We start from the raw sequence: 26,640 nt of genomic DNA on the forward strand, positions 1-26,640 counted from the left end.
AGACCAAACCTTTTTAAACAAAAATAGCAGAAAGTTCAATTTTCGCCCTCTACTCTACCCTTTGATGCCTCACAACGTACGAATAAATGCAGTATTACATTTATATCTCTTTTGTCTTTACCAGCTAATCTAACGGATTTTTGATCTTAAAAAAAATATTTGTGGCCACATGGGTGTAAATTTCCGTGGTCTTGGTGCTTTTATGGCCTAACAACACCTGGATGTACCTCAAATCGGTGCCATTTTCTAAAAGGTGCGTGGCAAAGGAATGCCGCAACATATGGGGAGTCACTCTTTTCCTGATCCCTGCCCTTTTTGCAGCTCCCTTTACTATACAAGTCACGCTCTCTGCACTATAGGGCTTACACCCCGGCCCCTCGAACAAAAGCGTCTTTGGTCGCCAGACTTTGTAGTACTTCCTTAATTCCCCCACAAGCTTTTCAGATAAAATGGTATAACGGTCTTTATTTCCTTTGCCTGAACGTACTCTTATGACCATCCTCTTGCTGTCAATGTCCTCAGGCTTGAGGTTAAGAATTTCCCCTCTTCTTAGGCCGGCTGAATATAGCAGGCTTACAATGCACCTGTGCTTTAAATTATTAGTATTTTCAATTATAGAAAGTACTTCTTCTTTTGCCAGCACCTGCGGGAGCCTGTCTTCCCTCCTTGGCCGTTCAACAGCATAGAACCTGTTGGGCATTTCCAAAACCACCTCATAATAAAATTTAATAGCATTTATGGCCTGGTTGATATAAGAGTTGGAACTTTGCTCCCTGATCAGTTTTTGCAGATAAACCCTGATATCATTCTCATTGAGTTCCTGCAGTTCCCTTTCCCTGTAATAGTTTATAAAAGCTTCAAAACAGGAAACATATGTTTTTATGGTATTATTTGCATAACGCTTCAGTTCCAGCTTGTTCAGGTAGCTCTCAGGGCAGGTTCTATGGCCTTCAGCAGGTTTCCTTTTATGAAACCACTGCATATCCGCATTTTCATTATCCCGTTGAAAACTACTGCTTGAATAGAAGTAACTGCAGTTGATCCAGGCAACCCCGCGGAATTTGCTGAAAACGAGTTCCAGGTTTTCCGGAGTGTTCTCAATATACAACATATGATATTCCTCACTCCATGCCGCTCCCGGCAATTCATTGGCCAGGGCCTGCAAAACTTTATCTGCATGAAACTTTATCCCTATACATCTTTGCTGACCGATCATTAGATGCTTTAAAGTGACAAACCTCTTTTCCATTGCTGTTACTTTTAAGTAAAAGTAACCGGTAATAAGCCACTAAGCGTTTATTATCCGTATATTATACGAATAAAACGGCTATGGAAGAAATGAATATAAAGCGACTTTGTCTGGCCTGTCAGAAAGAATTAGAGGGCAGAAGGGATAAAAAATTCTGCGATCCCTACTGTAAAAGCAACTACCACTATAAAAAAATACAAAAAGGCTCCGGAAGTTTTTATGCCACTGTAGACCGCCAGTTAAAAATGAACAGGAAGATCTTAAAGAGCTTCAACAAAGCCGGCAAAGCAACGGTAAGGGCCCATATTTTAACCGACAAGGGTTTTGATCCCAATTTTTTCACCCACTACTGGAAAAATAAAAAAGGGGATATTTATTTATTTGTATATGAATTCGGTTTTCTATCCAGGATTGAAAACAACAAAAGAAAATATATCCTGATAACCTGGCAGGATTATATGAACAAATAATTACTCCCTCTCACATTCAGGCAGGCCTCCGGCGCCTGAGCCCCATACAAGAATCAAATTAAGTGGCTAAAATAGGATTCTTAAATAAATTTCAGGTAAGGTTGAACCGTAGTAAAAGTATGGTTTATAAAGATATTGAGATTTATTTCCTCCATTTCTGAAATCTTATACAATAATTAGAACTACCATTGAAGATGGCACGGAAAAATTTGGTTGGCTCTTCATGTTTAGGTGAAAAATGGTTTTGAACTTTAAAAAACTAAAAATTTCTCAGAAATGGATATATTCCTTATAAATGGATTATTTCCTTTTTTATAACTTAGCCGCCATGAAAGTTTTAATCTCTCCCATCCCTTTGTTTAAAATCAAGGAAGTATTGCTCCCGCTAGTGGGATGCGGCATTTCTGCTGGCTTCCCCTCCCCTGCAGATGATCATTTGGAAAACGCCATAGACCTTAACCAGGAATTAATCAGAAATAAAGACGCTACATTTTTTGGTAGAGTTAAAGGCGATTCCATGCGGGATGCCGGAATTACCGATGGCGATCTGCTCATTATAGACAAAAGCCTGGAACCGGCTTCAGGAAGAATTGCCGTGTGCTTTATAGATGGGGAATTCACTGTAAAGCGCATTAAAATTGAAAAGGACACGGTGTGTCTAATTCCTGAAAATGATGCCTACAAGCCAATAAGAGTAACCGCAGATAACGAATTTCTAATCTGGGGAATTGTCACCAATGTTATTAAAGCTGTTTAGATGTTCGCCCTGGTTGACTGTAATAATTTCTATGCATCCTGCGAGCGTGTCTTTGACCCATCTCTGCTCGATAAACCCGTTGTGGTGCTTAGTAACAATGATGGCTGCGTAATAGCCAGATCTAATGAAGCCAAGGCTTTGGATATTCCCATGGGCGCTCCGGCATTCCAGTTTCAGAAGATATTTGATAAGCATAAGGTAAATGTTTTTTCTTCTAACTATGCTTTATACGGTGATATGAGCGCAAGGGTAATGAATATTCTTTCGCGGTTCTCTCCCGAAGTCGAGATCTATTCTATTGATGAAACTTTTCTGAAGTTCGAAGGATTCAGGTTTTTTGATCTCCGTCAGGTAGGGCTTCAAATGATCAAAATGGTAAAACGTGGTACCGGTATCCCGATTAGCGTAGGTATCGCTCCCACAAAATCCCTGGCAAAAATCGCAAATAAGATTGCAAAAAAGTTTAGCGAAAGAACAGGTGGCGTTTTTATTCTTGATTCTGAAGAAAAAATTGAGAAAGCACTTGCATGGACAAAAATAGAAGATGTATGGGGGATCGGGAGACAGCATGCAAAAAGACTGCATCAAATAAAAGTTTATAATGCATTACAGTTTACAAGGCTGCCCAACGAATACGTAAGAAAGGAAATGACACAGGTGGGGCTAAGATTAAAGAGAGATCTTTCCGGGGAGAACATTCTGGATTTGGAAGAACCAGCCATAAAAAAGAATATTGCGGTTACCAGGGCATTCGAAAAAATGTATTCCGAATATCATGAAATCAGGGAACGGGTAAGCACTTACTGTGTCAGGGGAGCATTTAAACTCCGCAAACAAAATTCCTGCTGTAGCATGATCTATGTTTTCCTGCATACCAATCCGCACCGGCAGGACCTAAAGCAATACCGTTGTAATATAGCTGTACAAATACCTTCCCCTACCAGTTCCACTATCGAAATAACCAGGGCTGCATTATCGGGGCTGGCAAAAATTTTCAGGCAGGGCTATGAATATAAAAAGGCAGGCATTATACTAATGGGTTTGAGACCTGAAAATCAAAAGCAGTTATCCCTCTTTTCAGCCACAAATCCAAAGCATGAACAACTGATGAAAACCATCGACCATCTGAACCGGAATTTATCAGACAAGGTGAAATTTGGCGGACAGGACCTTGGCCAAACCTGGAAAGTAAAACAGGAAAGACTTTCCAAAAGATATACTACAAGGCTTGAGGAATTGATAATTATACATTGTTCATGAATCAATAGTTACACATTTCTTATTTTGGAACATGTTGAATTTCGGCGGTTCGCAAAAAATTAATAAGAGAAAAATCGGGCCTCCTTTTCAAAATAATTTTCCCAGTAACCTTTACGTTCCCATTCAAAATTATATATACTCATTGAGAAAACAGCATTAAAATCTGTATAAAATATCTTATTATAAATTCTAGCTAATTTGCTCTTCTGTTCTAACCGGGACATAGGACTATCAAAAAAAGTATTTATACCGGAAAATCCCTCATATTGATAGGTATGAATAATTTCATGGGCCTCAGTACTTTGATGCATTCCTCTCCGCAATAAAATATGATTTAAATAAGCTTTACCTCTGCTACTCCTGCCCTCTTCTAAAATCTCTGGTGTCTCCTGATTGAAAACCAGAATTCCAAAAACCATACTCCGATCAATATCGAGACGTGCTTTACTGAAAAGATATAATGTACGTAATAAGGAAAAAGGCATGATCCTATAACTTACCTTAAATTTATCTTTAAAATCTACTTCAATATGATTGAAGCCAAGGTTTAAATGCCAGCGCTCCCATAACTCCCGATTTGCCGCAGCATTCTCGATAATAGAACTCCCTGCTGCATTAACTATTTTTGAAGGCCAGATATAATTGTAGTTTTTCTCACTTCCAAATTTTCTTACCAATCGCTTACTTTCAAAGATTAAATAGCCACCTAAAGCTCCATGTGTAAAACCTTTAACAACGGTTCTGCCTAAGTTTTGATCTGGTTTCTTATTGATTACCGCACCCACTCCTCCAATTATACCTCCTATTCCTATGTTCATTAATCCATATTCAAGGTCATTCTCCTGGGCATTACCGGAAAAATAAAAGAACACAAGAAAATATATTATCAGTACAAAACGAGATGTTTTCAGCATTTTTAAGTTGGTTTCCAAAATAGCAGAATGCTAATATTCATATTTTTTAAAAAAGAAGAAGCAAAAACCTGCAATTTTTTACGAATGCTTAAAACAAAGTATTATTTTCCCCGTCAAATTTTAATTAATCTTTAGGTAAAACACTCTCTTTGAAAACTCCCTCGGTTCTAATCCCTTTTATGTTGTTGCTATTCTCTTCCTGTACTATTGAAGATGAATTCACAGAACTTACTTCTTATGACGATATTTTAGTCGAAACACGTGTATATTTTAAAGACACCGTGGCGGATTATGATATAAGCTTTGAATATTTTAGAACCGATGGTTATAATAACATTGTTACAAGAAATATGTCCTTTTCAGGAGCCACTAATAACGGGAGAGAAATCTTTACGCAGGTATTTAAAAGATATAGAAAAGCAGGTGTAAAGATTGATCCTGTGGAGGATGTTGATCACATCCTTATAACCCTGTATGAATTAAGCTGGAGCTGGGATCCTTATTTTCAATATCGCCACAATGGCCAGGAAGGATTTACATTTATGTATGATTTTAGCACTGACACCTATGAGATTACCGAGGAGTAAGCATTTCCATTAGTAAGTGTGTAGTAGGTTATTGTTAGTACATAAGTGGTAACTATTTACTGGAACAAGTATCTATTTCACACCCCTCAGCCCATTCCCCTTCCGTTCCTCCAGGGAAAAGCGCTTCCTCTTAAAAAGTCTTGGACACAAGTGCAAAAGCAACAGAAGGTTATTTATAAATGACTTGTTCTGTTCATTCATTATGCTAGTAACTCCTCTCCTATTTCCGGTTATGCTTTTCCACTTAAGTCCGCCAAAATGGATTTTCGTGTTTATTTTAATTCCGCTTCCTGCTCCTGTTTGTATTCTTCCTTTTCCCATTAGAACTCCTGCCCTGCCTTCACTGCCCCTACCTTTTTTTGTGATGCGAAATACCAAAATTCAGAAGTTAGTACGGACTGCATAAAGCCGGTCTCTTCATTCCCTATTTATAAGTCCTCCCTAATTCTAAATTTTGAAACTGTATTGGCATCAAAAAAAGGTAACAGTGAAGGCTCTGCGGGAAGTAAATCTAATGACTGAAAAAATGAAATCATACAACTCACGCAAAAAGGAAGCGGAATTAAAGCATCAAAAAAAGGGAAAACGTTCAGGATGCAATAAGTAAATCTTTAAAAATCAATTATAAACCTTTTAAATCTTATCATTATGAAAACGCTTAGAAACAAAGTACAGTTAATCGGAAACGTGGGAGAACATCCTAAATCCCACCGGTTCGAAAATGGAAATCTTGTGGTTCGGTTCTCGCTGGCCACCAATGATTATTACTTAAAAGATGGTGAAAAAATCCAGCAGACTCAATGGCACAACCTGGTGGCCTGGGGCAAACAGGCTGAACTTGCTGAAAAGTACATCTCCAAAGGAAAAGAAATAGCCATTGAAGGAAAACTGACCAGCCGTACCTATGAAAACGAGTCCGGGGAAAAACATTACATCACTGAGATCTTAGTGCATGAGATCCTGCTTCTTGGCACTTCAGGTAACCAACAGGATAATTAAACTTAGAAAAGCAAAGAGGGCGTCTCCTTGGAAAGCTTCGCCCTCTTTCATTATTCACTTTTAAATCAGCTCATAATGGAACCTAAAGTTAATGAAATCGCCATAAGTTACAGCGGAAACATCAAAGCAAAATCATATCCGAAAATCACTTCTTCCCGGGATGCGGCAGCTATTCTTTTTGAGCACTGGGATAAAAACAATATTGAACTCCAGGAAAGTTTTAAAATGCTCCTCCTTAATAATTCCAATAAAGTCAAAGGGATTTATACCCTTTCCACAGGGGGCATCACCGGTACGCTTGTAGATGTAAGAATAGTTTTTGCGGTAGTTCTTAAAAGCCTTACTACCGCAGTGATCCTTTCTCACAATCATCCTTCAGGCACCCTTCGCCCCAGTGAAGCGGACAAATCCCTTACCCAAAAAATCAAAAGAGCCGGGGAACTTCTCGATATTAAAGTCCTCGATCATTTGATTTTAACTTCGGAAGGGGATTACTTCAGCTTTGCCGATGAAGGTTTGCTCTAGATAAATATTTCTTTCATCCAGTTTAAAAGCCTTTGTTACGCAGAGGCTTTTTTTATGAATTTAACTGAAAAAATGGAATTTTTAAATAAGCAATTCCTCTTTCCGCAGAAGAAAAAAAGCTATCTTTAAAGAGTTGAAACTTAGCTCAATTAATTATTGTTACTACTCTTTTTGACTTCTACAAGTAACAATTACGACGTAAAATTTTAGGCTTTTCCCATTTGACTTTCCACATAACCAGGCAATGGTTTTAATCATTGTTTGAAAAATTTGTCCGCTTTGGGGCGGACAAAAATGAAAAGCAAGAGGGCAACCCGCAAAGCGAGGTTGAGCTATAATTTTTGTTGTTAATATTTTGATTTACAGTTACTTAATTTTTAATCCCTTTTGAGGTCGTTTGATAATTTACTGTAAATGCCCTGGCAGCCCCTGAAAACACGTTGAAATTTACTGTAAATGAAGAAGGAAGGATCCAAAAAACCAGAATTTTCCGCAGTGAGTATTAAAAATCCTGTGGCTAAAAAATTCAGGAAATTCTCAAAAAAAATTGCGGCCACACATTCGGAAACCCTTGCTGTGATGATCGATTTTTTTGAGAGGAACTCCATTTCGCCTCATGATGATGTTGGAGAAAACCTGGTGCGCCTGGAAAAGAATTTACAGAAAAGAATCAATGCGGTTATAGCCATCATGAAAGATATAGAGAAGAACCAGACCAAACCGACCATCTCTATTTTGAATGCGCTCCTGGAACAACCTGAACCTAAAAAAGAGCCTCGATACGTGGAGAAAAAGCAATTTCCTGACAAGGATAATTACTGGAAATAAAACCTGAAAAATAATTCAAAAACCCACTTCATATGTATATCACCATAACCCCGCAGAAACTTGGAGACAATTATTCCCAAAGCGCTGCCGACTTTGTCGATTACCTGGAAAAAGAAAACCTGGAGGCGGAACGCCTGGACCTCGAGGATAAGGAGTTTTTCTTCAACCAGTACGAGGATAAAATTTCCGCTAAAGAAGTGGTATCGGAAATCGATGCCAACACCGCCAAGCTTAAAAAGGTGGAGCCGAAATTTTATTCCATTACGGTAAGCCCCAGCAAATATGAATTAAACCGATTAGAAAATGACAATGAAGCGTTGAAGCAATATACCCGTGAGCTGATAAAAGATTACGCGGCTTCTTTTAACCGCGAGATCAACGGCAGGCCAATAACGGTAGAAGATATTAAATATTACGCCAAAATTGAGCACCAACGAACCTATAAAGGAACCGATATCCAGGTGAAAGAGAACCAGCCGTACGCTACTCAAATCCTTGAACTTAAAACGGAACTTCGGAAGATCCAGCGGGGCGAAATTTCCGGGGATACTAAAAACATCGAAAAGCAAATAAATAAACTGGAAGCTTCTGCGCCGCATCAGCTCAACGGCCAGCGTATTGTGCAGGGCATGAAGAAGGAAGGGAACCAGAGCCATATTCACATTATTGTAAGCAGGAAAGATGTTTCCAACACTTTCAGCTTATCCCCCGGCAGCAAGTATAAAGCTTCAGATGTTGAAATGAACGGAAAAATAGTAAAAAGGGGATTTGACAGGGATGCTTTTTTCACCAAAGCCGAAAATACCTTTGATGCCACTTTCGGCTATAAACGAAATTTTGTGGAAGCTTACCAGTCCAGGAAGCAATTTATAAATGATCCTCAAAAATATATTCGCACTTTAATGGGGTTAACCGCAAGTGAAAAGGCGATAGCCCATAAAATCCTAAGAGAAACAGGAATACCCATTATTTCCATTCCCACGAACAAAGTCCAGCTTACCCTTAAGTCTATTAACAGCTTAAAAAGAGGATTGGGTGTAGCTATAGAATCCTCTTCCATTGGAATTTAATTCTGCTAATTATGAACATCAGCCTCTTTATTTTATGCCTCCTGGGAAGCGCTTTTATGTACATGGTATACAAAATTATCAGGTATGCATTCCTTACAAACCTCATTTTCGTTGGAGGTGTCCTGCTCAACATACTCTTATTAAGCGGATCCTGGAATAGCGCTTTATTGTCTGTGCTTTTAGTCATTTGTCCGCTGCTTTTATGCAACATCCTCTTATATGTATTTCTTCAGAAAAAAGAACTTGATAATGATTCCAGGTACCAGGTGAAATTCAAACTGGAACCCGGGGAACTGAAGATCAAAAATATTAGAAGGGGTGCTTCCATAATTGGGGCAGCCGGCAGCGGAAAAACGGAAAGTATTGTGTATGGTTTCCTGAAGCATTTCCAACAGTATTCTTATTGCGGGATCATCCACGACTATAAAAATTTTGAGCTTACTGAAATCGCCTATCCCCTTTTTAAGGAACAGGAAAATTCCTTTTATATCATCTCCTTCGACAAGATCTTTAACCGGGTGAATCCCATTGCGCCTCGTTACCTGGAAAATGAAGAGAGCGTAAATGAAGTTTCCAGGGTTTTGCTGGACAACCTCCTGGAACAGAAAGATTCCACCACGGTAGGTTCCAATAAATTCTTTTATGATGCTGCGGAAGGACTGGTGGGCGGACTCATCTGGAAACTTCGAACTGATTATCCTCAATTCTGTACCATCCCGCATCTTATTGCTATTTACCAGAATCTGCCCAACGATGGTTTGCTCGCCTTCCTGAATTCCAATACCATTTCCCGGGCAATGGCCAGTGCTTTTCTAACCGGGATAGGCTCCGAAAGGCAAACGGCAGGAGTCAAAAGTACGCTGGCCAATGCACTTAAAAAGATCTGTACCAAAAACATCTTTATGGCTCTATCGGCCGATGAAGTTCCCCTGGACATAAATTCCTCTCAAAACCCAGCGGTTATTTCCGTGGTCAATAATCCTAAATATGAAACTGCTTATTCTCCCGTGATAGCGACCATTATCCATACCATCACCAAGCAAATGAGTGTTCGCAATGCGAAAACCTCCTTTATCCTTATGGAAGAAGCGCCTACTATCCGGCTGCTAAATATGCACCGCATTCCTGCTACTTTAAGGAGTTATGATATCGCCACGGTGTACGTGATGCAGGATAAGGTACAGAATGATATAATTTACGGGGATAAAGCCAGCAAAGCGATCCTTTCCAATCTCTCCTACCAGTTCTTCGGAAAGGTGAATGATCCTGATACCGCGAAATACTATGAACGATTTTTTGAAATTGTAAAGAAAGAGACCACCAGCATCAACCGTGGCCATAATTTAAATTTTGATACAAGGGTAACCACCGGCGAAAAAGAAGTATCCAAAATTCGGGCTGATGAATTTTTCAGGCTCAAGGAAGGAGAGTTCATTACCTATGCTGATGGTAAGGACAGGAAGGTACAGTTTAAACTGCCTAAAATTATAAGAGAACTACCCCAGGAAAATCAATATACCCTAGAGCAGTTGGATGTCAATTTTGCCAGGATCTATTTGGAAGCGAATTCTATTTTTAAACGGGAGGAGGATTAATGGAAAGAAAAAAATATTACTCATTACCAAAACGCTCTGTTATTTCTTACTCATCTGCAAGATTAATCCACAAATGATAAAGGTTTATATGCTCTTGCTTCTCCTTACCCCATGCCCTAGAGCTTTTCGATAAAAACTTATCCACTCCAATAGATTCACTCTGCGTCCGAATTAATTTATCTTGCTCTGTCCAAACGTCTGGATCTGAATCCAGTAATTCTAATATCCAATCGTTTATTTTTAAAAACCAATGATCTGCATCTTCTTTTTGTATATAAGCAATTATAGCTGCATATTTTAAAGGTTTACCGTGAATTCCATTTTTGAATCTTTCAATTCCACCACTTCGTCTATCTTGGCCAATTACATATTCTCTTTCACGGTTATGTCCTGGAGTTGGCAGCCTTTTGGCTTCTAATGAAAAAAAAGAATCCCATTCACTATAGTTTCTGTCCCCAATTTTAATCTGTTCGCTTCTAGAAACTGTACCAATATCAATTTGAGGACTTTTTCCTGTAGAGTGATCTTCAACGTTTTCATGGTGAAAATAAAATGGATAATTTCCTGCATTACGATTGAAATATTTACACAGTTTATCAGTAAGAGACTTTTCACTAGCAGTGACTTCTCCCTTGATTTTTTCCCGAAACTGAGCAAAGTGAACTTCTATAAAATCAACGACCGAAGTAATTGAAGAATCCAATTCAATTCCATGGGTTAGCTGACCGCTAGTTGTATTTTTAGAAGTATCTGCCAGCATTAGAACCCTTGTTTTCTTAAATCTGAAAAAGTTTCATCTGCATCTCGGAGAGCAATAGATTTTAACCAGTAACGGAGCTTTTTCGGCTTGATTAGGTAAATGATATTTCCTTCATATAATCTTACAATTCGAGTTAATCTTAAGCTAAGTCCTGAGTTCTTTTGAACGAGTTTTTCTATGTGCTTTTCGGCTTGTTCGGAATCGGTAAAATCAATTTCAGGTTTCTCTCCAAAATAGAAAGGGAAACAGATATAGGAATCGGTTTCAAAAGGGTGAAAAGGTGTTATTGATTTGTAAATTGACCGTAGAACATTACGATATGTGTCTCCAAAATCTGAAAGATGCTGGATAGATGCATCCTGTATAGCAATTGTCGATTTTTCTCCGTTGCGTCTGAATTCAATGAGGTATTCAACAAAGTCTTTAACGACAGTTTTTTCCGAATCGTTTAATTCAATTTCCTTATGATCTTCAGGATAGGGAAGGTTCTTAATGTCGGTAGCCAACAAGGAAGAAGATTTATTTACCATAAACCTTCCGCTAATGCCAGCTAAATAATAAGGGAATAATTGATTGTTAGAAAATCGATTTTTAACTTCAAGTAGTGCTTCTTCTGAGTGGCCATGAATACCATAAATTGAATTTTTAAAAACCAAATCATCATTTCGAAATGTGACAGGAATGGAAAAAGAAGAACTCTCTATTATTTCTTTAATTAATAAATGTGGGGCATCATATATTTTAGGGTCTCCCTTACTATGAAAATATTGTAAATTCAATGACTCTTCAATTTGGGATTCATCTACACCCAAGGAACTAAGGGCTTCAACAGGTAGATGTTTTTTTCCAGTTAAAAAAGGAGCTTCTAATTTATTTAATTCCTTTTGATATGATTCTTCTGAATCATATGAATTGAATCTTTCTGATTTTAGTTTGTCCAGCTTTTTTATATCGGATTTTATAGCAGCGGTGAAACCTTCTGAATAGGCCCATCCATTTTCATCTTTTTGTTTAATCAGAAAATCTTCGAAAGTTGATAATTTAGAAAGTCTTTGAATTATTTGATGATGTCTATGACCTCCTAAAAAGTTTGATTTCCAGATTAAGGAATCGTTATAAGCCAAATTAAATGGCACATGATGAAAATCATAAGTATCAAGTTCAAAGTATAGTTTTTCCTTATGGGGCTTTGTTCTTCTAACGGTTACATGAAGTAACCCATTCTCTTTAGAACTTTCATTTTTAATAAAAATAGCCGCAGTTGCTACATCTCCATTCTTGCCAAAAAGAATTCTACTTATATGTGTAAAATCTATTATTTGAGGAATGTTGTACTTTTTCAGCAGTATTTGTCTGAATTGGAAAGAAGAGTTGTTGTAGAGTAAAGGCCCAGAAGGTTGAATAAGACATACAAGTCCTTCCTCTTTACAAAGCTCCACAGATTGCTCAAGAAAAAGTAAAGCTATTTGATTGTCAGGTAGTTTTACAGGTGTTTCCTTTACCTTATTATCATCTAACAGAATAGAGATTTTTCGTTCTCTACTTTTAATTATTTCAATCTTTTTAGCTGCTTCCGTCAATTTTGCTTCAAAGGGAGGATTTCCAATAATTAAGTCAAATTGCTTTTGCAGTTTCTTGTCAGAAATAACATTGAAAAAGTCATCATGGAGAATATTCTCTTTGTGAAGGTCATCAAACTTAAGTTCTTTCCAAATTTGTAAGGGAGTTAATTCATCACATAAAGCCAAGCTTAAACTGAAAATTGTAAGATCCGCAGCTTCTTTTTTGAGTTCAACACCATAAATATTTTCACGGAGTAATTTTTTTAAAGTTTCTAAATCCGGATCACACCATTTGTTTTTTTTCCGCCATCGATATATTAAACGTCGGTATGCTCCAACAAGAAAAACGCCCGATCCGCAAGCTGGGTCAAGAATTTTAAAATCTGTTTCTTCACTGCTAAGAGGCATTGACTCATCAAGCAGGAAGTTAACTAGATAAGGAGGGGTATAAACAACTCCTGGTTGTTTACCTAAAAACTCTTCATATATATTACTGATGAGTTCAACAGGCAAATCATTGAACGAATAAAGTCTCCAGAATACGAACTGAATACCTTCCGTTTCTCCATCTAAAAATTGGCCAAATCTTGATAAATCTTTATTCGCTATAAATTTTCGCTCATCATCTTCAAGTTGGAAAATACCTCCATTAAAATGTGTTGCGAGATAATCTAGTAATTTAAGATATGATCCCGTCTGATTTAAAACATCTGAAAATTTTGTAGCATTTTTGGAGAAGCGGGAAAAGAAGTTTTCTGGAAATACTTTGTTCCCTTTTTCATCTTCACGTTCCTCCAAATACTTTATTAGAATAGAAACCACCATTATTTTACGAGCAAAATTTGCTGGCAGAATATCTTGATTAATTATATCTTTTAAAGCCTGTTTGAGTTCAGTTAGTAGTTTTTCATAAGCACTATTAATAAATCTAAATTCATCACTGTATTTTGAATTCTCCCAAAAAGTTCCATTATCAAAATATTTTCCGGAAAACGCTTTAAATTTTTCTTGATTTTCAGAATCAAGTTCTTCGGATAAATCGGATGCAATTTTTATAGTGGTGAGAGGAGTATATTTTAGATTTTTACCTTTCGCTGGTGGTTCGAAACAATTGAATATTCGAACATCTTTTTTGGTAAAAACAAAAAACATTGGGATTTGACCAGAACTGTACAGCTGCTTATGCAAACTCGTCAATTCATCCTCTTCTACATCTAACTTATTGGTAAAGTCGTAGAGATAAACCTGTGCAACCGATGGGCGATTTTCGAATTTTCGGAAATAAACATAATGGGCACCATATTTATTAGCATTTTCCAATGCGATATATTCTTCCGGCGGTAAATCTCTATCAGAATATATATACTGAACAGGAACCAATCCAGAAGTATGCTCAGAATTATTAAGCATTTCTAATTTGTCTAGACTATATTTTAATTCCTGATTCATTAAAACTTGCTGTTTCTTCTAGTATTAAAATCCAAAGCAAATATATCATTCCGACACGGTGAGCTATTATAAATTAACAACTAATCTCAAAAAAGATTGTATAGTTAATAGTAAGGAATAATACATTTTATTTTCTTGCTAAGTTCAACCCGCTAAATTCTCAATTATTGGCGCCCAATCATTTTTTCTTTCAAAATCATCAGGAGCAAAATCTGCAAAGTTATACCATCTAAAATTCACTTCTTTTTTTGGCTTACCTGTAATATGGTGAGGCTTATCTATATAGGCCTGATAGGTACAATTAACCTTCTCAACAAACTTGTCATATTGATAAACATAGAAATCACTGTTTCCACCCTCTGTTAAGTTAACCAGAACCAAAAAAAGATTGGGATTATTTTTATATACCTGGATCTGCTTATTTAATTTCCAGCCCTGTTTATTACCGTGCCCCATAGTTTTAACCTGAATTGCCACATATCTTGAGCCATCCTGATTGGTAGCAATAATATCAAATAATGGATTATTTTTTGGGGTTAAAAGAGGCAGTATGTCTCTTTGACTTAATTCAGAACATACAAAGTATTCACCTGCAGTGCCAGTCAAATTGTAATTGTAACTCATAATGTAACTTTATAGCTATCCATAAGTTGTTTTAAGGAACATAGGCCGTTATGGACCGACGTATTTTCGAAGAACATTTTATCAGTGATATTAAGTGGAACAAAATTATTAGCTACAAGATTATCTCTTATATAATCAAGTTTGTTCTCGGTGGGTGGCGGAGTTTTATCCATTTTTTCTTCTTTTTTAAAATCCCAGAACTCAACATCGTTGTATTGCCAAGTTTTAATTTCACATTTTGGAATATTATAATCTATACTTCCTTCAATTTTATCTAATTTCCAATCGTTTACCAGCTTAAATTCTATAGTATAATTTTCATCAGGATGTGAGAATTTCAAAATCATTCCTTTACTCAATAGAATAGTGGTTTCAGGAATAGGAAAGAAACTTTTAATCTCATCTATTAAATCAAACACCTTCTTAAGTTCTATCGTATAAACAGGTTCCGACAAATTATGATGAGCCTGCCGGTTTAAAATAAAAGTTTTAGACTGTTCAAAGTGATCATTCATCTCTGGATTTAAGACATCCATATCGATTCCTAATGCCATAAAATGTTTTCGAAACTCCGCCCAGTAATAAGCTAAATTAGGAGGCTTCCCCTCTATCACTTTAGTATATTCTATAGGCAATCTCTCTTTCACTACTTTCTCGAACTCTTTTCTCAAATAAAGTGACGTAGTTACATAATCTTTTGCTTTAAAATACTTTTTTGCTTTCTCATAATTATCATATTCGCTTTTAACAAGGGTAGGCTGTGATCCGTTTCCTTCAGATTCATATATTTCCTGTATACTCCATTCCTTTTTTTGATTGTATTGCTGAATTTTATACAAACAAAATTCAAAAAAAGATTTTTCGTGGGTGAAAAGATATATTTTATATTCACTTGCAAATTTGCCTAATAGAATATCCAATACTTTATCACGATTGCTCATATCCAGGCTCACTAGCAAATCATCTAAAGCTAAAAATTGCTCTGGAAAAGTTCCCATTCTTTGTTCCGTTAAAGCAAATCTTATGCTTAACGCTATTTGGGTAAGTTTAGCTTCATTAAAGTAAGATTGCGGCCTCTGTATATTATGCCAAGTACCATCCTCTTTTTGATTTTTTATATTTAAACTTATAAAGGGACTGTTAAGTACAATATGCTTTTTGGAAGGAAAAAAATATTTTACTCCTCCTCTTTCTTCTGATTGAGTTACCTCTCCAAATTTCAATTCGACAGAATATTCAAGGCTGATCTCAATTTTCTCTTCATAATCTTCCTTGAAATGATCCTCATAAAATTTGTTGACCAGGTTATTAATAGTTGCTAATTCGGATTTCAATGCCCGATTCAGAGAATTAATACGGTCATTAGTGGCATTTCGTTGGTGATGATTTTTCTGTCTGACTTTAAATGTCTTACGAAGCTGACTGAAACTCCAGAAGGGTAAGGTCTCTTTTATTTCTTTAAAGAGTTGAGATAGTGTCAACTTTCGAGTATTATGAGTAGTAGTAAGAAATGGAAAAATATCCCTAACAAACACCTCCCATAAGTTTATTTCTTTTGAATTTCTAAAGTTATAAAAGTTGATTAGCAACCTATGAGCAATAAAATCACTGGAACTATTAAGTGCTTCTAAGTAATCATATTGTCGGATCGTTGTGCCCTCTAATGAGTAACCATTCTTTCCGATACTATGAAAGGTGTTTACCTCGTCAATTGCAGAGATCTTAATAAATGAATCATCGGATCCAGAGAAAATATTCAGAAGGTTTTCACTATTATTTCTATCAAAGTATTTCTCAATTTCTTCTTCCCTTTTTGTAGTACTTTGGAGAAGGGTATAAAGAGACCAATAAATAGAGCTTTTACCACTTCCATTTTCGCCATATAAAAGTAAATGTCGACCTCCTATTTCTATGGTAAACTCTTCATTAAACGCTTTAAAGTTTTTTATTTTTAATAAATCAATAAAACTCATTAGCTTTCCAAAATAGGTTTAAGAGTTTTGGGACTTTTTATAGAGAACATCTGGATTCGTTTTTGAACCTCTCCTAATTTCATATTATTATAAAGAAGCTTAATTCTTGAATTCATATCTTCAAGTTTTTCATTTTCAAATTCCTTAGATAGCTTAACGCTTTGTAGTTCATTAATTACCATATCGATTACAACAAGGTTTCTTTCAAGCATTTCTTCCTTAAAATAAATTTCAAAGAAACACCCATCAATTACCTCTTCAAAAAATTGGGCTAATTGATCATTTCCAATCTTGTCTATAATACTTCCCTTACTGCAATAAATGAAATGAACAACATCAAAAAGCTCAATAAAAGGACTGTAATTATCAGGCTTGTGAATAGGGATATTCATTAATGGCTCCTTATCTACCTGAAAATTATTCCCTTGAAGTTTGCCTTCATACTTCAGCCAAAATGAAATTAATTTAGAATTTAGAAAAGTTGTTAAATACTTCAGGTTAATTCTATCGGAATTAATAATGTAAAATGCAGCTGAAAAATAATTCGGTTCTTTTGAATAAGTGAATGTAGGAGTAAGACATTTTCGAGTAGCGACTATCTTTTCGTTTAAAAAAAAGCTTTCTTTTCTCGTTCGGTGCAAACCATAAGGTTTATTATCAGAAGTAATTACCTCTTTAAATCTATCCAAATGTTTTTTGAGGTTTGGATATCCGTCTAATGAATTTGGATCTTTAAAATCTGAAGAAGTATATATAACCCACTCATCATTTTTAGAATCGAGAAAATACCTATTAACTTTTTTAGTTTTTGAATAGTACGGTTTTATTAATTCTTTTTCGTCAGTAGATAAATTTAAATTTTCAAGTTCTTCAGTTGATAACGCAAATATCCCATCCCCAACTTTAAAATTGCTATCCAATTTTTTCAACATAGCTTTAGACAAATAATCGTGATGAGTATGAATACCGTTAGTTGCTTCATTAGGCTGCAATTTAAGTGAACACAGATCTCTTATTTTTTGAAGTATTTTTCTAACAGCAGGAGTATAGAAGTTTATATAACTATTTAATAGCTTTTCTGGCTTGAAAGGTTGAGTATATTTCTCAAAATATTCACTTTCTGACTTTTTACTTTGTAAAAAGTCGGAAAGTTCTATACTATCAATTTTAGAAGATTTTAGGGCACCATAAAGTACATTATATTCATTTGAAGGCTGGTTCTTTTTTTGAATGAGGTAAATCATAGTTTGAATACCCGCTGATTGAAAGACTTTATAGTCTCCAAAATCAATGAAAGTTTTAATTTCAGAATGACTAAGAATTTCGTTTCTCAGAATTGAAGCCCCAGCGCTTGTAATCCAATTGTTTTGAGCAATAAAACATTCTACTCCTCCATCTTTCAGCCAATCCAGACCCTTACAGGCGAAACCATACCATAGATCCATCTTTCCTTGGTAATATTCCGTATTTCTGAATTCATCAAAGGCATTTCTATTTGTATATTCTTTAATATATGGCGGATTACCAATAATAATATCAAAACCACCCTCTTTAAAAACATCTGCAAAAAATAAATGCCAGAGAAAGAATGGTTTCTCTTCTTTATACTGCAGCTCCTTTAATTCTGCCTTATTTTTAATTAATTCGTCTCGAATTGAGAGCCATTCATTATATTTTTTATTTTGCTTTTTAGTTCTTTTGGACTCATCTTTATTTTCCCGCTCAATCTGATCAATAAACCGATCTATTTGGTTTTGTCGTAATTCGATATTGTATTCTATAAACTCCAGAACTAAATCATTTATTTGCTTTTTAAGAATTGGTTTTTGATCGACGGAAGCAGTAAAATACTTTCGGGTTTTCTTTTCTATGCTGTTTGCAACTCCTACTTTATCAAATGTTAAATTGATTTGATCACTTTTAATATTACCAAATAGGTCTCTGTCTAGCTCAGCAATTTTCACATTTTTACCCTGAGAAACATTGCTTAAATCGATACCCTTGAAGCTTTCCACTACACTATTACCTTGCATTATCTTATAATCAAGGTTTGGTAAGGGTTGTGGTTTATCCTCATCAACTACCAATGATAACCAGAAACGAAGTCTTGCAATATCAACCGCTCCTTCTTCTATGTCAACCCCATAGATTGAATTTTGAATAATATCCTGTTTAATTTTAGCCGGATTCCATTCGTCATATCCTAGTTCATAATGTAAAAACGCTTTTAGATTAAAAATTTCCTGCAATAAACCCATTGGAAAGGCTCCTGAACCAATAGCAGGATCACATATCTTTACTTTATCTATTAATGATTCGATAATCATTAAATCTTCCCTGGAAATATTACCTAACACCTGATTTCTAACCAGGTTTTCCACTTCTTCTTTCGTTCTACTTAAATGAGTACTTAGATACTCAATTAAACTCTCCTGAGTCATATAATGAACAATCTCTTTTGGAGTGTAAAAAGTTCCTTTATCATTATTATCTTCCAGAAGATTTTCAAAGATATTACCGAGCATCTCAGGGTCAACAGCTACCGTATGATCTTCAGGGCTATTTTCATAGATAGTAAAATTATAACCATTAAAAAATGAAAATAACTCTTCAAATAAATAGTAAGGCAATCTTAATTCCCGATGGCGCTTTGGTTCCTGATTTTCTTCAAATAACCCTCCATTCAAAAATGGAATGCAGAGATTCTCACCATCAGGCATTAAAAATCCATCATTAGATCGGTTAGGGGTATTAAGAGCACTAAAAAATAATTTACTTAACCATTTGGTGTAAAAATTTTCTTTATCTGCCTCGAAAAGTTTAGCAAGAAAGTTAGTATCTCCATCCACATAATCTGTATTAGACGCTCCCAGCCAGTGTTTCTTTTGTAAGAAATATAAAAATACAATACGTCCTAATAAACGTTTTACAAAATTCCTTATATCCTTTTCTAAATCATCTGATTTTTCTTCTTCAAAAATTCTTCTGGAAGACTCATCTTGTGATATGTAATTTACAAAGTCAACATAGAAGTTTTTGTACTCCTTAAAGAAACTATTCGAAACCGGTTCCACATTAAAAGCTTCAAAGAAATCTTCAAGTTTAAACGTAGATTGTTCCAGATTATATAATCTATCCAGAGCTGTTCGATGTTCCTCAGGAGTTCCGAATATGTATGTGAATTTTTTTGGATTAGTCTCAACGTCTTCTACTTCTTCAAAGAACTCACTGCCTCCGAATTTACTAATGAAAGAAAACCTCCATTCCTGATGACTGTCGTCTGAATAATGAAAAGTTGCAATAGCTCCTTTACCAGCATCTCTAAGAATATAATCCTTTATTAATGGGTTAACCCCAACCTTATTATATTCTATTTTAATGTTATTATGAAGTTCGATTTCAAATATCGGCAACTGAACTCCATCTGTAGTAGTAAGTGTACCCAGCTCATATAGTTCTTTAACAATTTTAGAAGCTTTTTGAGTACCAAGGACGATTTCCTTTGGTTCTAAACGCTGTTTTAATAGATCTTTATTTCCAGACAAAAAAGAAAGGACATTCCTCCAATCCTCTCTTTTATAACCGCTTTGTAAAATTGATTTGAGTTTATCTCTATTCATATTATGCGAAGGTCTCTGTTATGACAATTTTGGGATCTTCAAATTGTCGTTTGCTTTCTTTTTCCTCCTCCCAACGTAAAGCATCCATTCGTGCAATCTGTTTGATAGGATATTTGTTCATCAATGTATTTAACTCACTAATGATCTTAGGTAAAGGCATTTTACGCTTTTTTTGTCTCCTTGCCAATGCTGATAACTCATTTCTAAATTTCCTGAACACTCCCATATATATTATTTTGAGGGAAGTGTTTAATAATTCTTCAAATTGATCAGAGATTTCATTTGGGAAAGATTTTTTTAAGTCTATAATTGCCTTTAAAAACATTACTGAATTTCTTTCCTGAACTGATAAATTTGTTGTGTCATACTCTTCCATTGAAAACATAGAATTATAGACAGTTTTGAAATGTTTTATAGCATTATTCACTGCATTAAAATGTCCTTCCACAAGTAAGGTAGATTTTTCCCTCTTCTCGGCTTCAAATAACTTTACAGCCTGTATAAAGGTAATTTCAACGCATTCGCTTTCATTACACACATAAAAACTTTCCTTTATTTTATTTCTCAAATAACACAAAGTTCCTTTTTCCAAAGAGTTAGAAATAACATCTTTCGCTATCTTATGTTTTAAACAAGCCTTTCGTCCTACTCGACTTTTTACCGGAAGATCTCTTAATCGTATATATTCTTTGGTCTCATTCAAATATAACTCCCTCACTATTTCTAAATACTGAAGGCGCTCATCAATTTCTTCCTTGGGTTGTAAATCTCCTAAAGTATTTTTGATGATTTCTTCCTGTTCTGAATAAATTTTACTGTCTTCTCCAAAAGCTGAATGGAAGCCCTGCAACTTTTTAAGAGCTTTTTCATTTAATTTAATTAGAGCATTTGATTGTGCTGTAGGATAAAAGTTGTAAATCAAGATTTCCTTAGCTTTTGTTCCAATTCGATTCACACGTCCGATACGTTGCATTAATCTTGTTGCATTCCAAGGAATATCATAATTTAAAATCACATTACTGCGGTGAAGGTTAATCCCTTCTGCTAGAACCTCTGTGGTAATTATTATGTTATAATTATTTTCTTTTTTTCCGGGATAATTAGCGTCAAAATTTTTACGAATTGTATTAAAGCGTTTTTTAACATTGGTGGCACTAATTGAAAGAACATCCTTTCTGCCTTCTTTTTCTAAAGACTCCGCTAAGTAATTTACAGTCTCTTTAGATTCCGAAAAGATAACCAGTTTTTTTTCCATATTTCCATCTGAAAAAAAGACTGAATTAAGATCCTTAATAAACTTCTTAATCTTTGGGTCTTCTTTCACAGATTCCCATTTCTGAAAAAGATCGTCAATTATTTTTTGATCTTTTTTCAAACCCTCTATTAATTCAGGTGAAAAATCATTTGATTTATAAATTGCATTATTGGGTGACTGCTCATTTAATTCATTAATCTTTTCTTCAATCTCATCTTCCTTCCCCTCATCATAGAATTTATTTAAATCTAGATCTGGAGCCACAAAAACTTTATCATTTTCAAACATTTCAATCATCCTTTGATTGGAGGCCTGTAGCCTCGACAATGAAGTTTTAAAAGCATAGAAACTACTTTCCAAACGTTTTACCATTTGAGTCTTCATTATCATTGCCAGCTGCCTTGATATCAAGGTTGCATTATCATAAATATCTGAATATTCTTCATCAATAAATTCAATCGCCCTATACCTATAATAGCCTAATTCGTCAATAAGACTAAAGACAGTTTCATAAAAAAGATCATTCAAGTTTTTATTAAAAGCATATTCTACCTTTATTGGCTGCCTGATATCAGGGAATGCCATTCCCTGCGCATCTACATCTTCTTTATATCGTTTTATATTTTGAATATCAGCCCTTGTTCTACGGATAACTAATTCGGTGAAAATCTTATCTCGAATAGGCAAATAAATATCTTTAACCTTTTGAATAAGCTCTTTGTGATCCTTAATTTGATAAAGTTTTTTATAGGCTTCTATTTTGGGTGAAAAAAAGGATTGTAAGTTGGGAACTCCCTCAATAGTTGATTTTCGAGAATCCTGAAACAAATAAACCTGGTTAGCTATATCTTCAGGTTTATTATTTAAAGGTGTTGCTGAAATCAGCATCACTTTCTTTTTTCTATTTATATCATTACCAACTGAAATGCGCGGGGTTTTACATATTAGCTCTAACAAACCATACATATTTGAAGTAGCAGATCTAAATTTATGGGACTCGTCTACTACAATTAAGTCATAATTTTCAGGGTTGTTATAATTAATATTCTCGCCATCAATAATTTTATGCAGACTCCCAACAGTGATAAATTGTACATAGTTGGAAATGGCAAAATCTTTAATTGTATTTTTCCAGTTAGCTTCCAAGGCATTAGGATATACCACCAAAACCTTAGTGTTATAACCGTTTTTTTCGATGTACTTTTTTATAATTCTGGCAGCCACAACAGTTTTACCTAAACCAACAACGTCGGCCAGAATGAATCCGTTATGCTTCATCAATTTGTCAAATCCTTCTACTACAGCATCAGCTTGGTATTGTAAATTCGTATATCCTTCTGGAAGATCTTTACCTGATATTTTATCTCGAATTACAGCATCGCCAAAATATTCAATAAGCATTTTAATATATAACTCATAAGGGGTTATATCGTCATTTAAATATGTATTCTTTTTTAACCCTTTTAAATCTACTGGTAATAGTTCTGTAGATTCCTCCCATAAATCTTCAAATTCTTCTGTAGCAAACACCACATCTTCATAATCCTTGAGCAAAACATTGAATTCATAGTTTGAGGAATCCTCTCTACTTCCTAAACCAGCATCAGTAAGGTTTGACGAACCGGTTATAACGCTTCCGTGTGTATGATGATTAAATGGTTTTGGACGAAAAATATAAATTTTGGCGTGTAAATTTCTTTTACCGTGAGCCCTAACTATAACTTTCTTTGATATAATGTCATCAATAAATTGCAGAATACCCTTTTCTATCTCTTCATTGTAATCTGCTTTGGAAATATCCTTCATCACAAAATTCAAATACTCTTCTTTTGTGAGATTCGTATCCTCTAAATATAATTGACCTTTTTTTTGCGCTTCATTTATAAGAGCGTCAACATTTATTCCCACCAAAATTCTTATTTCTGGTACTTTGTCTAGAAAAGGTCGAATTTTAAAATATCCCGAAGCTCTAAAGTAACCTACTAAAGCGTCAAAATGGTGAATATTCTGATTTTCAAAAACTCCTTTGAATTTATGAAAGAGACTGTTATTATGATTATTAGTAAAAAATTTACTGGACATTACAACTTGTTAAAGGAATGGTAAATATAAAAAATGTATTTTCCTTCAGTAGCAAGTATCAATATATTTTCAATTTGAAATGCGCATGTTATAAACTTCTATGACTTCAAAAATGGAACCTCAAACAATGAAGAACTTCCCTGTAGAAAATTCATAATCGCTCAAATTAAAAGATTTATTTTAAAACGGCCCCTTCTCCCGGATTCCAATCTCAGTGACTTTCCATTGGTCATTTTCCTTTACTAGCTTAAAAGTTTCGGGTTTTTCCTCGTAGGCCGTGGTGAATTTAACCCAGGCGATCTCCCCATCCTCCTGTTCCTGTAAAACTTTAAAATCAGAATCGGCAGCCTCAGGAGTGGCAAACATATCCTGTACAGCTACAAATGCCTGGTAGCTCTGCTCGGTGGTGTATTTTTTAAGGGTTTTAAGATCCTTGTTATAAAAACTCTCTACCACGATCTGCGCAGTTTCTGTATAGGATTTACCAGTTTCGGCACAGGCCAGGAAGAGGATTAGCGTCGGTAATAGAATAAGCTTTTTCATAACATATCAATTAGGGTTATTTATAAATCGCTTTTTAATTTTAAGTTTAATATCCCGTTCCCCATGCTCTTCCTTCAGGTCGATTACCACCACCTTATCTTCGGCAATGGAGAACTTTGGCAGCACATAAACAAACCGGCTGCTCTTTTCCTGCGGAATTATTTCCGGCAACAGGTATTTATAAACAGCTTCCATCGGCAGCTTCTGGACTGACTTCTTTCTTAACTTCTTCCTGGTCTCCACAGAGACATTCAGGAAAGCAGGCTCATAATCTATGGGCGAGCCATTGTCAATCTCCATTACGAAATACAGTTTAGAATCATGGAAAACTATATTTTCGACTTTCAGCTGTACCCCATCCTGGCTTTTCTTTAAATTTCCAAGGTGCTGTTTACTTTGCAATAAATAGGAACTAAAATTCTTATAGTAAGTTTCTTTATCGGCCAATACTTCTTCAGTTGTAGAATCTGAAATTAACGTATCGCCTTTTTTATATTCCCCGGAAGAACGAGGATCTTCGTCCCCAATCTTACCGGATTCTGCTATAAAATAATTAAGCTTTTCAAGCTTCTCTGAATACTCTACAATATACGAAAAAACCGAACCTGTTGTACTGATCACTAGTAAATTACTTTCTTCCCCCGGCTTTGCCTGCAGCAAGCCCAGGTGCTGTTCTTTCTCCCTGTTATAGGTGAAAACAAAATTCTCGGCACCCGCAATTCCCTGGCGGATAGGATCAGGAAAAAATAGGGCAACATTCATTTTATCATTGGCGTAGATCGTATCCAATTCTTTAGGAAAAGATAGTTCTTCCTGGGCTGCTAATCTGGTAAAAGCGGCCATCATTAATCCGAAAATCAAAACTTGCTTTTTCATATGTAGATAATATTTGTTTTTTAATGTTCATATACAATTCACACATCTTTATTCGTGATTGTATCGAATTCTCAATATGCTCATTTCATAATTTCTATTGCCTTACGGACTTTAATATAAGTTTGTAATTATTGGTCACCTGCACCTTTACGTTCCTGTTGTTTCTCTGGAACAACTGTTTAATTCCTCCTATTTGGGGAATCCCGGCAACATTGATGTCCTGGATAATATCATCAATCACTTCCTTACTGGCATCTGCACGAATATTGTTTTCAACATAAATGCCTTCACTACCATCCTGCAGATCATAAGCTTTTAACTTCACCGGATGATGCGCAATATTCTCTATTTCGATCAATGCCCTGTTCGGCTGAAACCTGATAAAGCCATAAACGGGAGTATTAGCGGGAACTGGGATATTATTGAGGGTGGCCTCTTCACTCAGCCTCATCCGGAGCCGGTAACCTGCCTGCACCACCTGGTCGCCATCCACTTCCACTAAAATTTCTTCCTCTGTATTGCCTGCTGAGGGAATAATGGGATTGACTTCCGGGTTGGAAGCATAAAAAAGCTGGTGTTCCAGGCCCATTTCCTTTGCAGCTACAGCGGTGGAAACTGGTTCCTGCTGTTCCACTTGGTTCTCTTCAGGATCATAACTTTCCTCCTCATAAAAATCATTCTGAAAATCATATTCTGCATAATGGCTGCCGGAACTCCTGTAAATACTGTCCAACATTTCTCCCTTTTGCCGCTCCGGAAGTTCAGGATCGTAATAGCCCATGGAATCCAGGAACTTTTCATCATAGATACTGGGCGTAGTGGTTTCCCGCACCTCCTTTAAAGCATTTACCGCATCCAGCCTGGACTTAAAATCTTCCTGTTCCTGTTGCAGTTCGGGAACCAGGGTTTGCTTCAACTGGGGCGATTCCTCTTCATCCTCTCCCAGGATGAGCATGCTGTAGACCGCTATGAATATTAAAATCAGGGCCAGCACAGAGCCAAAGACGACTTTCTTTTTGTCAATTTTCATCATTTAATTTTTTTAAGGTGTTTTCAAAATAATTGGTGATCAACAACCCGTGGGTGTTGTTGGGAAAATTCCTGTCTACATTTATCAGGTTCCCGGAAGAGATCAGTTCATAAGTATCCACAATTTTTCCGCGGTTGATTTCAAAGACGGTCCGCGTCCTAAAACTGTATGGCTCCTGCTCAATGTTGACTTCAGATTCAATACTCTTTACTTTCTGAACCAGGGAGTATTGTAGCAGCCGGTTATAAACCCCGTCTGCCTTCTTTTGCCTGTAAAGATTATCTATAGAGCTGTCGCCAAGCCAAAGCGCCTTTTCCAGGTTGCGCTCATAATTACTGGCATCGATATTATAGAAGTAGGTATGGAACAGTTCCAGGTGGGCCAGGGCTTCCACCTCAAGATTTTCTTTTTGGGTGACCCATTTTAGCGGAATTACGCTGCCATCGGTATTGATGGCGAAGGAATTGTTTAAAGCAGAGCGATGTATATCAAAAACCATCCAGCCAAAGAAGATGCTGGAGATCACTGCCCCGCAAACGGCGGTAAGGACAATAAACCTGTTGATCTTTAAAACATTGTATATATTCTGGTAAGGTGTGTTCATAATTTAAT

At 35.8% G+C, this 26,640-nt stretch carries 22 protein-coding genes; 9 read left to right on the top strand and 13 right to left on the bottom strand.

What is annotated here, in order from left to right:
• Window positions 1-124: 124 nt before the first annotated feature.
• Entirely contained in the window at window positions 125-1,249 is a 1,125-nt protein-coding gene (gene xerA, locus AB8M93_RS17125) for a site-specific tyrosine recombinase/integron integrase (RefSeq protein ID WP_373059960.1), read from the bottom strand.
• Window positions 1,250-1,338: 89 nt separating this feature from the next.
• On the opposite strand from xerA, the gene AB8M93_RS17130 reads away from it, so the two are divergent.
• The 3 genes from AB8M93_RS17130 (at window position 1,339) to AB8M93_RS17140 (ending at window position 3,736) form a co-directional block, all read left to right on the top strand.
• On the top strand, window positions 1,339-1,719 hold the full coding sequence (locus AB8M93_RS17130) for a hypothetical protein (protein WP_373059962.1): 381 nt from the start codon (window positions 1,339-1,341) through the stop codon (window positions 1,717-1,719).
• A 328-nt stretch (window positions 1,720-2,047) separates the two neighbouring features.
• Window positions 2,048-2,476 (top strand): LexA family protein, encoded by a 429-nt coding sequence (locus tag AB8M93_RS17135; RefSeq protein WP_373059964.1) that lies wholly within the window; start codon window positions 2,048-2,050, stop codon window positions 2,474-2,476.
• A complete protein-coding gene (locus AB8M93_RS17140; RefSeq protein WP_373059966.1) occupies window positions 2,477-3,736 on the top strand; it encodes a Y-family DNA polymerase in 1,260 nt (419 codons plus the stop codon).
• A gap of 59 nt (window positions 3,737-3,795) precedes the next feature.
• On the opposite strand, the gene AB8M93_RS17145 is transcribed toward AB8M93_RS17140, so the two are convergent.
• Window positions 3,796-4,521, bottom strand: coding sequence for a hypothetical protein (locus tag AB8M93_RS17145; RefSeq protein WP_373059968.1), 726 nt, complete (start codon window positions 4,519-4,521; stop codon window positions 3,796-3,798).
• Window positions 4,522-4,799: 278 nt separating this feature from the next.
• Between AB8M93_RS17145 and AB8M93_RS17150 the strand changes: the two genes are divergently transcribed.
• Window positions 4,800-5,237, top strand: coding sequence for a hypothetical protein (locus AB8M93_RS17150; RefSeq protein WP_373059970.1), 438 nt, complete (start codon window positions 4,800-4,802; stop codon window positions 5,235-5,237).
• A 72-nt stretch (window positions 5,238-5,309) separates the two neighbouring features.
• Here the strand turns inward: AB8M93_RS17150 and AB8M93_RS17155 are convergent, their stop codons facing one another.
• Window positions 5,310-5,615, bottom strand: a complete 306-nt coding sequence (locus AB8M93_RS17155; protein WP_373059972.1) for a hypothetical protein — start codon at window positions 5,613-5,615, stop codon at window positions 5,310-5,312.
• A 270-nt stretch (window positions 5,616-5,885) separates the two neighbouring features.
• Here AB8M93_RS17155 and AB8M93_RS17160 point away from each other — a divergent pair, with 270 nt between their 5' ends.
• The 5 genes from AB8M93_RS17160 (at window position 5,886) to AB8M93_RS17180 (ending at window position 10,254) form a co-directional block, all read left to right on the top strand.
• A complete protein-coding gene (locus AB8M93_RS17160; protein ID WP_373059974.1) occupies window positions 5,886-6,236 on the top strand; it encodes a single-stranded DNA-binding protein in 351 nt (116 codons plus the stop codon).
• A 75-nt stretch (window positions 6,237-6,311) separates the two neighbouring features.
• The gene (locus AB8M93_RS17165; protein WP_373059976.1) at window positions 6,312-6,761 is read left to right on the top strand and encodes a JAB domain-containing protein; all 450 of its coding nucleotides are present in this window, start codon (window positions 6,312-6,314) and stop codon (window positions 6,759-6,761) included.
• Window positions 6,762-7,217: 456 nt separating this feature from the next.
• Window positions 7,218-7,589: a BfmA/BtgA family mobilization protein gene (locus AB8M93_RS17170; protein WP_373059978.1), complete on the top strand. Its 372-nt coding sequence runs from the start codon at window positions 7,218-7,220 to the stop codon at window positions 7,587-7,589.
• 32 nt (window positions 7,590-7,621) lie between these two features.
• The gene (mobB, locus tag AB8M93_RS17175; RefSeq protein ID WP_373059980.1) at window positions 7,622-8,659 is read left to right on the top strand and encodes a MobB family relaxase; all 1,038 of its coding nucleotides are present in this window, start codon (window positions 7,622-7,624) and stop codon (window positions 8,657-8,659) included.
• A gap of 11 nt (window positions 8,660-8,670) precedes the next feature.
• Entirely contained in the window at window positions 8,671-10,254 is a 1,584-nt protein-coding gene (locus tag AB8M93_RS17180) for a type IV secretory system conjugative DNA transfer family protein (RefSeq protein WP_373059982.1), read from the top strand.
• Window positions 10,255-10,300: 46 nt separating this feature from the next.
• Here the strand turns inward: AB8M93_RS17180 and AB8M93_RS17185 are convergent, their stop codons facing one another.
• From AB8M93_RS17185 to AB8M93_RS17230, 10 genes are all read right to left on the bottom strand, one after another.
• Window positions 10,301-11,014, bottom strand: coding sequence for a hypothetical protein (locus tag AB8M93_RS17185; protein WP_373059984.1), 714 nt, complete (start codon window positions 11,012-11,014; stop codon window positions 10,301-10,303).
• Window positions 11,014-14,025, bottom strand: a complete 3,012-nt coding sequence (locus AB8M93_RS17190) for an HsdM family class I SAM-dependent methyltransferase (RefSeq protein WP_373059986.1) — start codon at window positions 14,023-14,025, stop codon at window positions 11,014-11,016. Before AB8M93_RS17190 ends, AB8M93_RS17185 begins: the two co-directional genes overlap by 1 nt.
• A gap of 144 nt (window positions 14,026-14,169) precedes the next feature.
• On the bottom strand, window positions 14,170-14,649 hold the full coding sequence (locus AB8M93_RS17195; protein ID WP_373059988.1) for an aspartate-ammonia lyase: 480 nt from the start codon (window positions 14,647-14,649) through the stop codon (window positions 14,170-14,172).
• Complete coding sequence (locus tag AB8M93_RS17200; RefSeq protein ID WP_373059990.1) at window positions 14,646-16,622, bottom strand: AAA family ATPase; 1,977 nt, start codon at window positions 16,620-16,622, stop codon at window positions 14,646-14,648. Before AB8M93_RS17200 ends, AB8M93_RS17195 begins: the two co-directional genes overlap by 4 nt.
• The gene (locus AB8M93_RS17205; RefSeq protein ID WP_373059992.1) at window positions 16,622-20,242 is read right to left on the bottom strand and encodes an Eco57I restriction-modification methylase domain-containing protein; all 3,621 of its coding nucleotides are present in this window, start codon (window positions 20,240-20,242) and stop codon (window positions 16,622-16,624) included. Before AB8M93_RS17205 ends, AB8M93_RS17200 begins: the two co-directional genes overlap by 1 nt.
• Window position 20,243: 1 nt before the next feature.
• Window positions 20,244-23,579 (bottom strand): helicase-related protein, encoded by a 3,336-nt coding sequence (locus AB8M93_RS17210; RefSeq protein ID WP_373059994.1) that lies wholly within the window; start codon window positions 23,577-23,579, stop codon window positions 20,244-20,246.
• 180 nt (window positions 23,580-23,759) lie between these two features.
• Entirely contained in the window at window positions 23,760-24,122 is a 363-nt protein-coding gene (locus AB8M93_RS17215; protein WP_373059996.1) for a Tim44 domain-containing protein, read from the bottom strand.
• Between the two features lie 6 nt (window positions 24,123-24,128).
• Window positions 24,129-24,998 carry a DUF4138 domain-containing protein gene (locus AB8M93_RS17220; RefSeq protein WP_373059998.1) on the bottom strand — a complete coding sequence of 290 codons (870 nt, stop codon included), beginning with the start codon at window positions 24,996-24,998 and terminating at the stop codon, window positions 24,129-24,131.
• 94 nt (window positions 24,999-25,092) lie between these two features.
• Window positions 25,093-26,031, bottom strand: coding sequence for a conjugative transposon protein TraM (gene traM, locus AB8M93_RS17225; RefSeq protein WP_373060000.1), 939 nt, complete (start codon window positions 26,029-26,031; stop codon window positions 25,093-25,095).
• A complete protein-coding gene (locus AB8M93_RS17230; RefSeq protein ID WP_373060002.1) occupies window positions 26,018-26,632 on the bottom strand; it encodes a conjugal transfer protein TraK in 615 nt (204 codons plus the stop codon). Before AB8M93_RS17230 ends, traM begins: the two co-directional genes overlap by 14 nt.
• Window positions 26,633-26,640: the final 8 nt, after the last annotated feature.

It is taken from the genome of Autumnicola aciditolerans (assembly GCF_041679265.1).
In the GTDB taxonomy this organism is placed as follows: domain Bacteria; phylum Bacteroidota; class Bacteroidia; order Flavobacteriales; family Flavobacteriaceae; genus Autumnicola.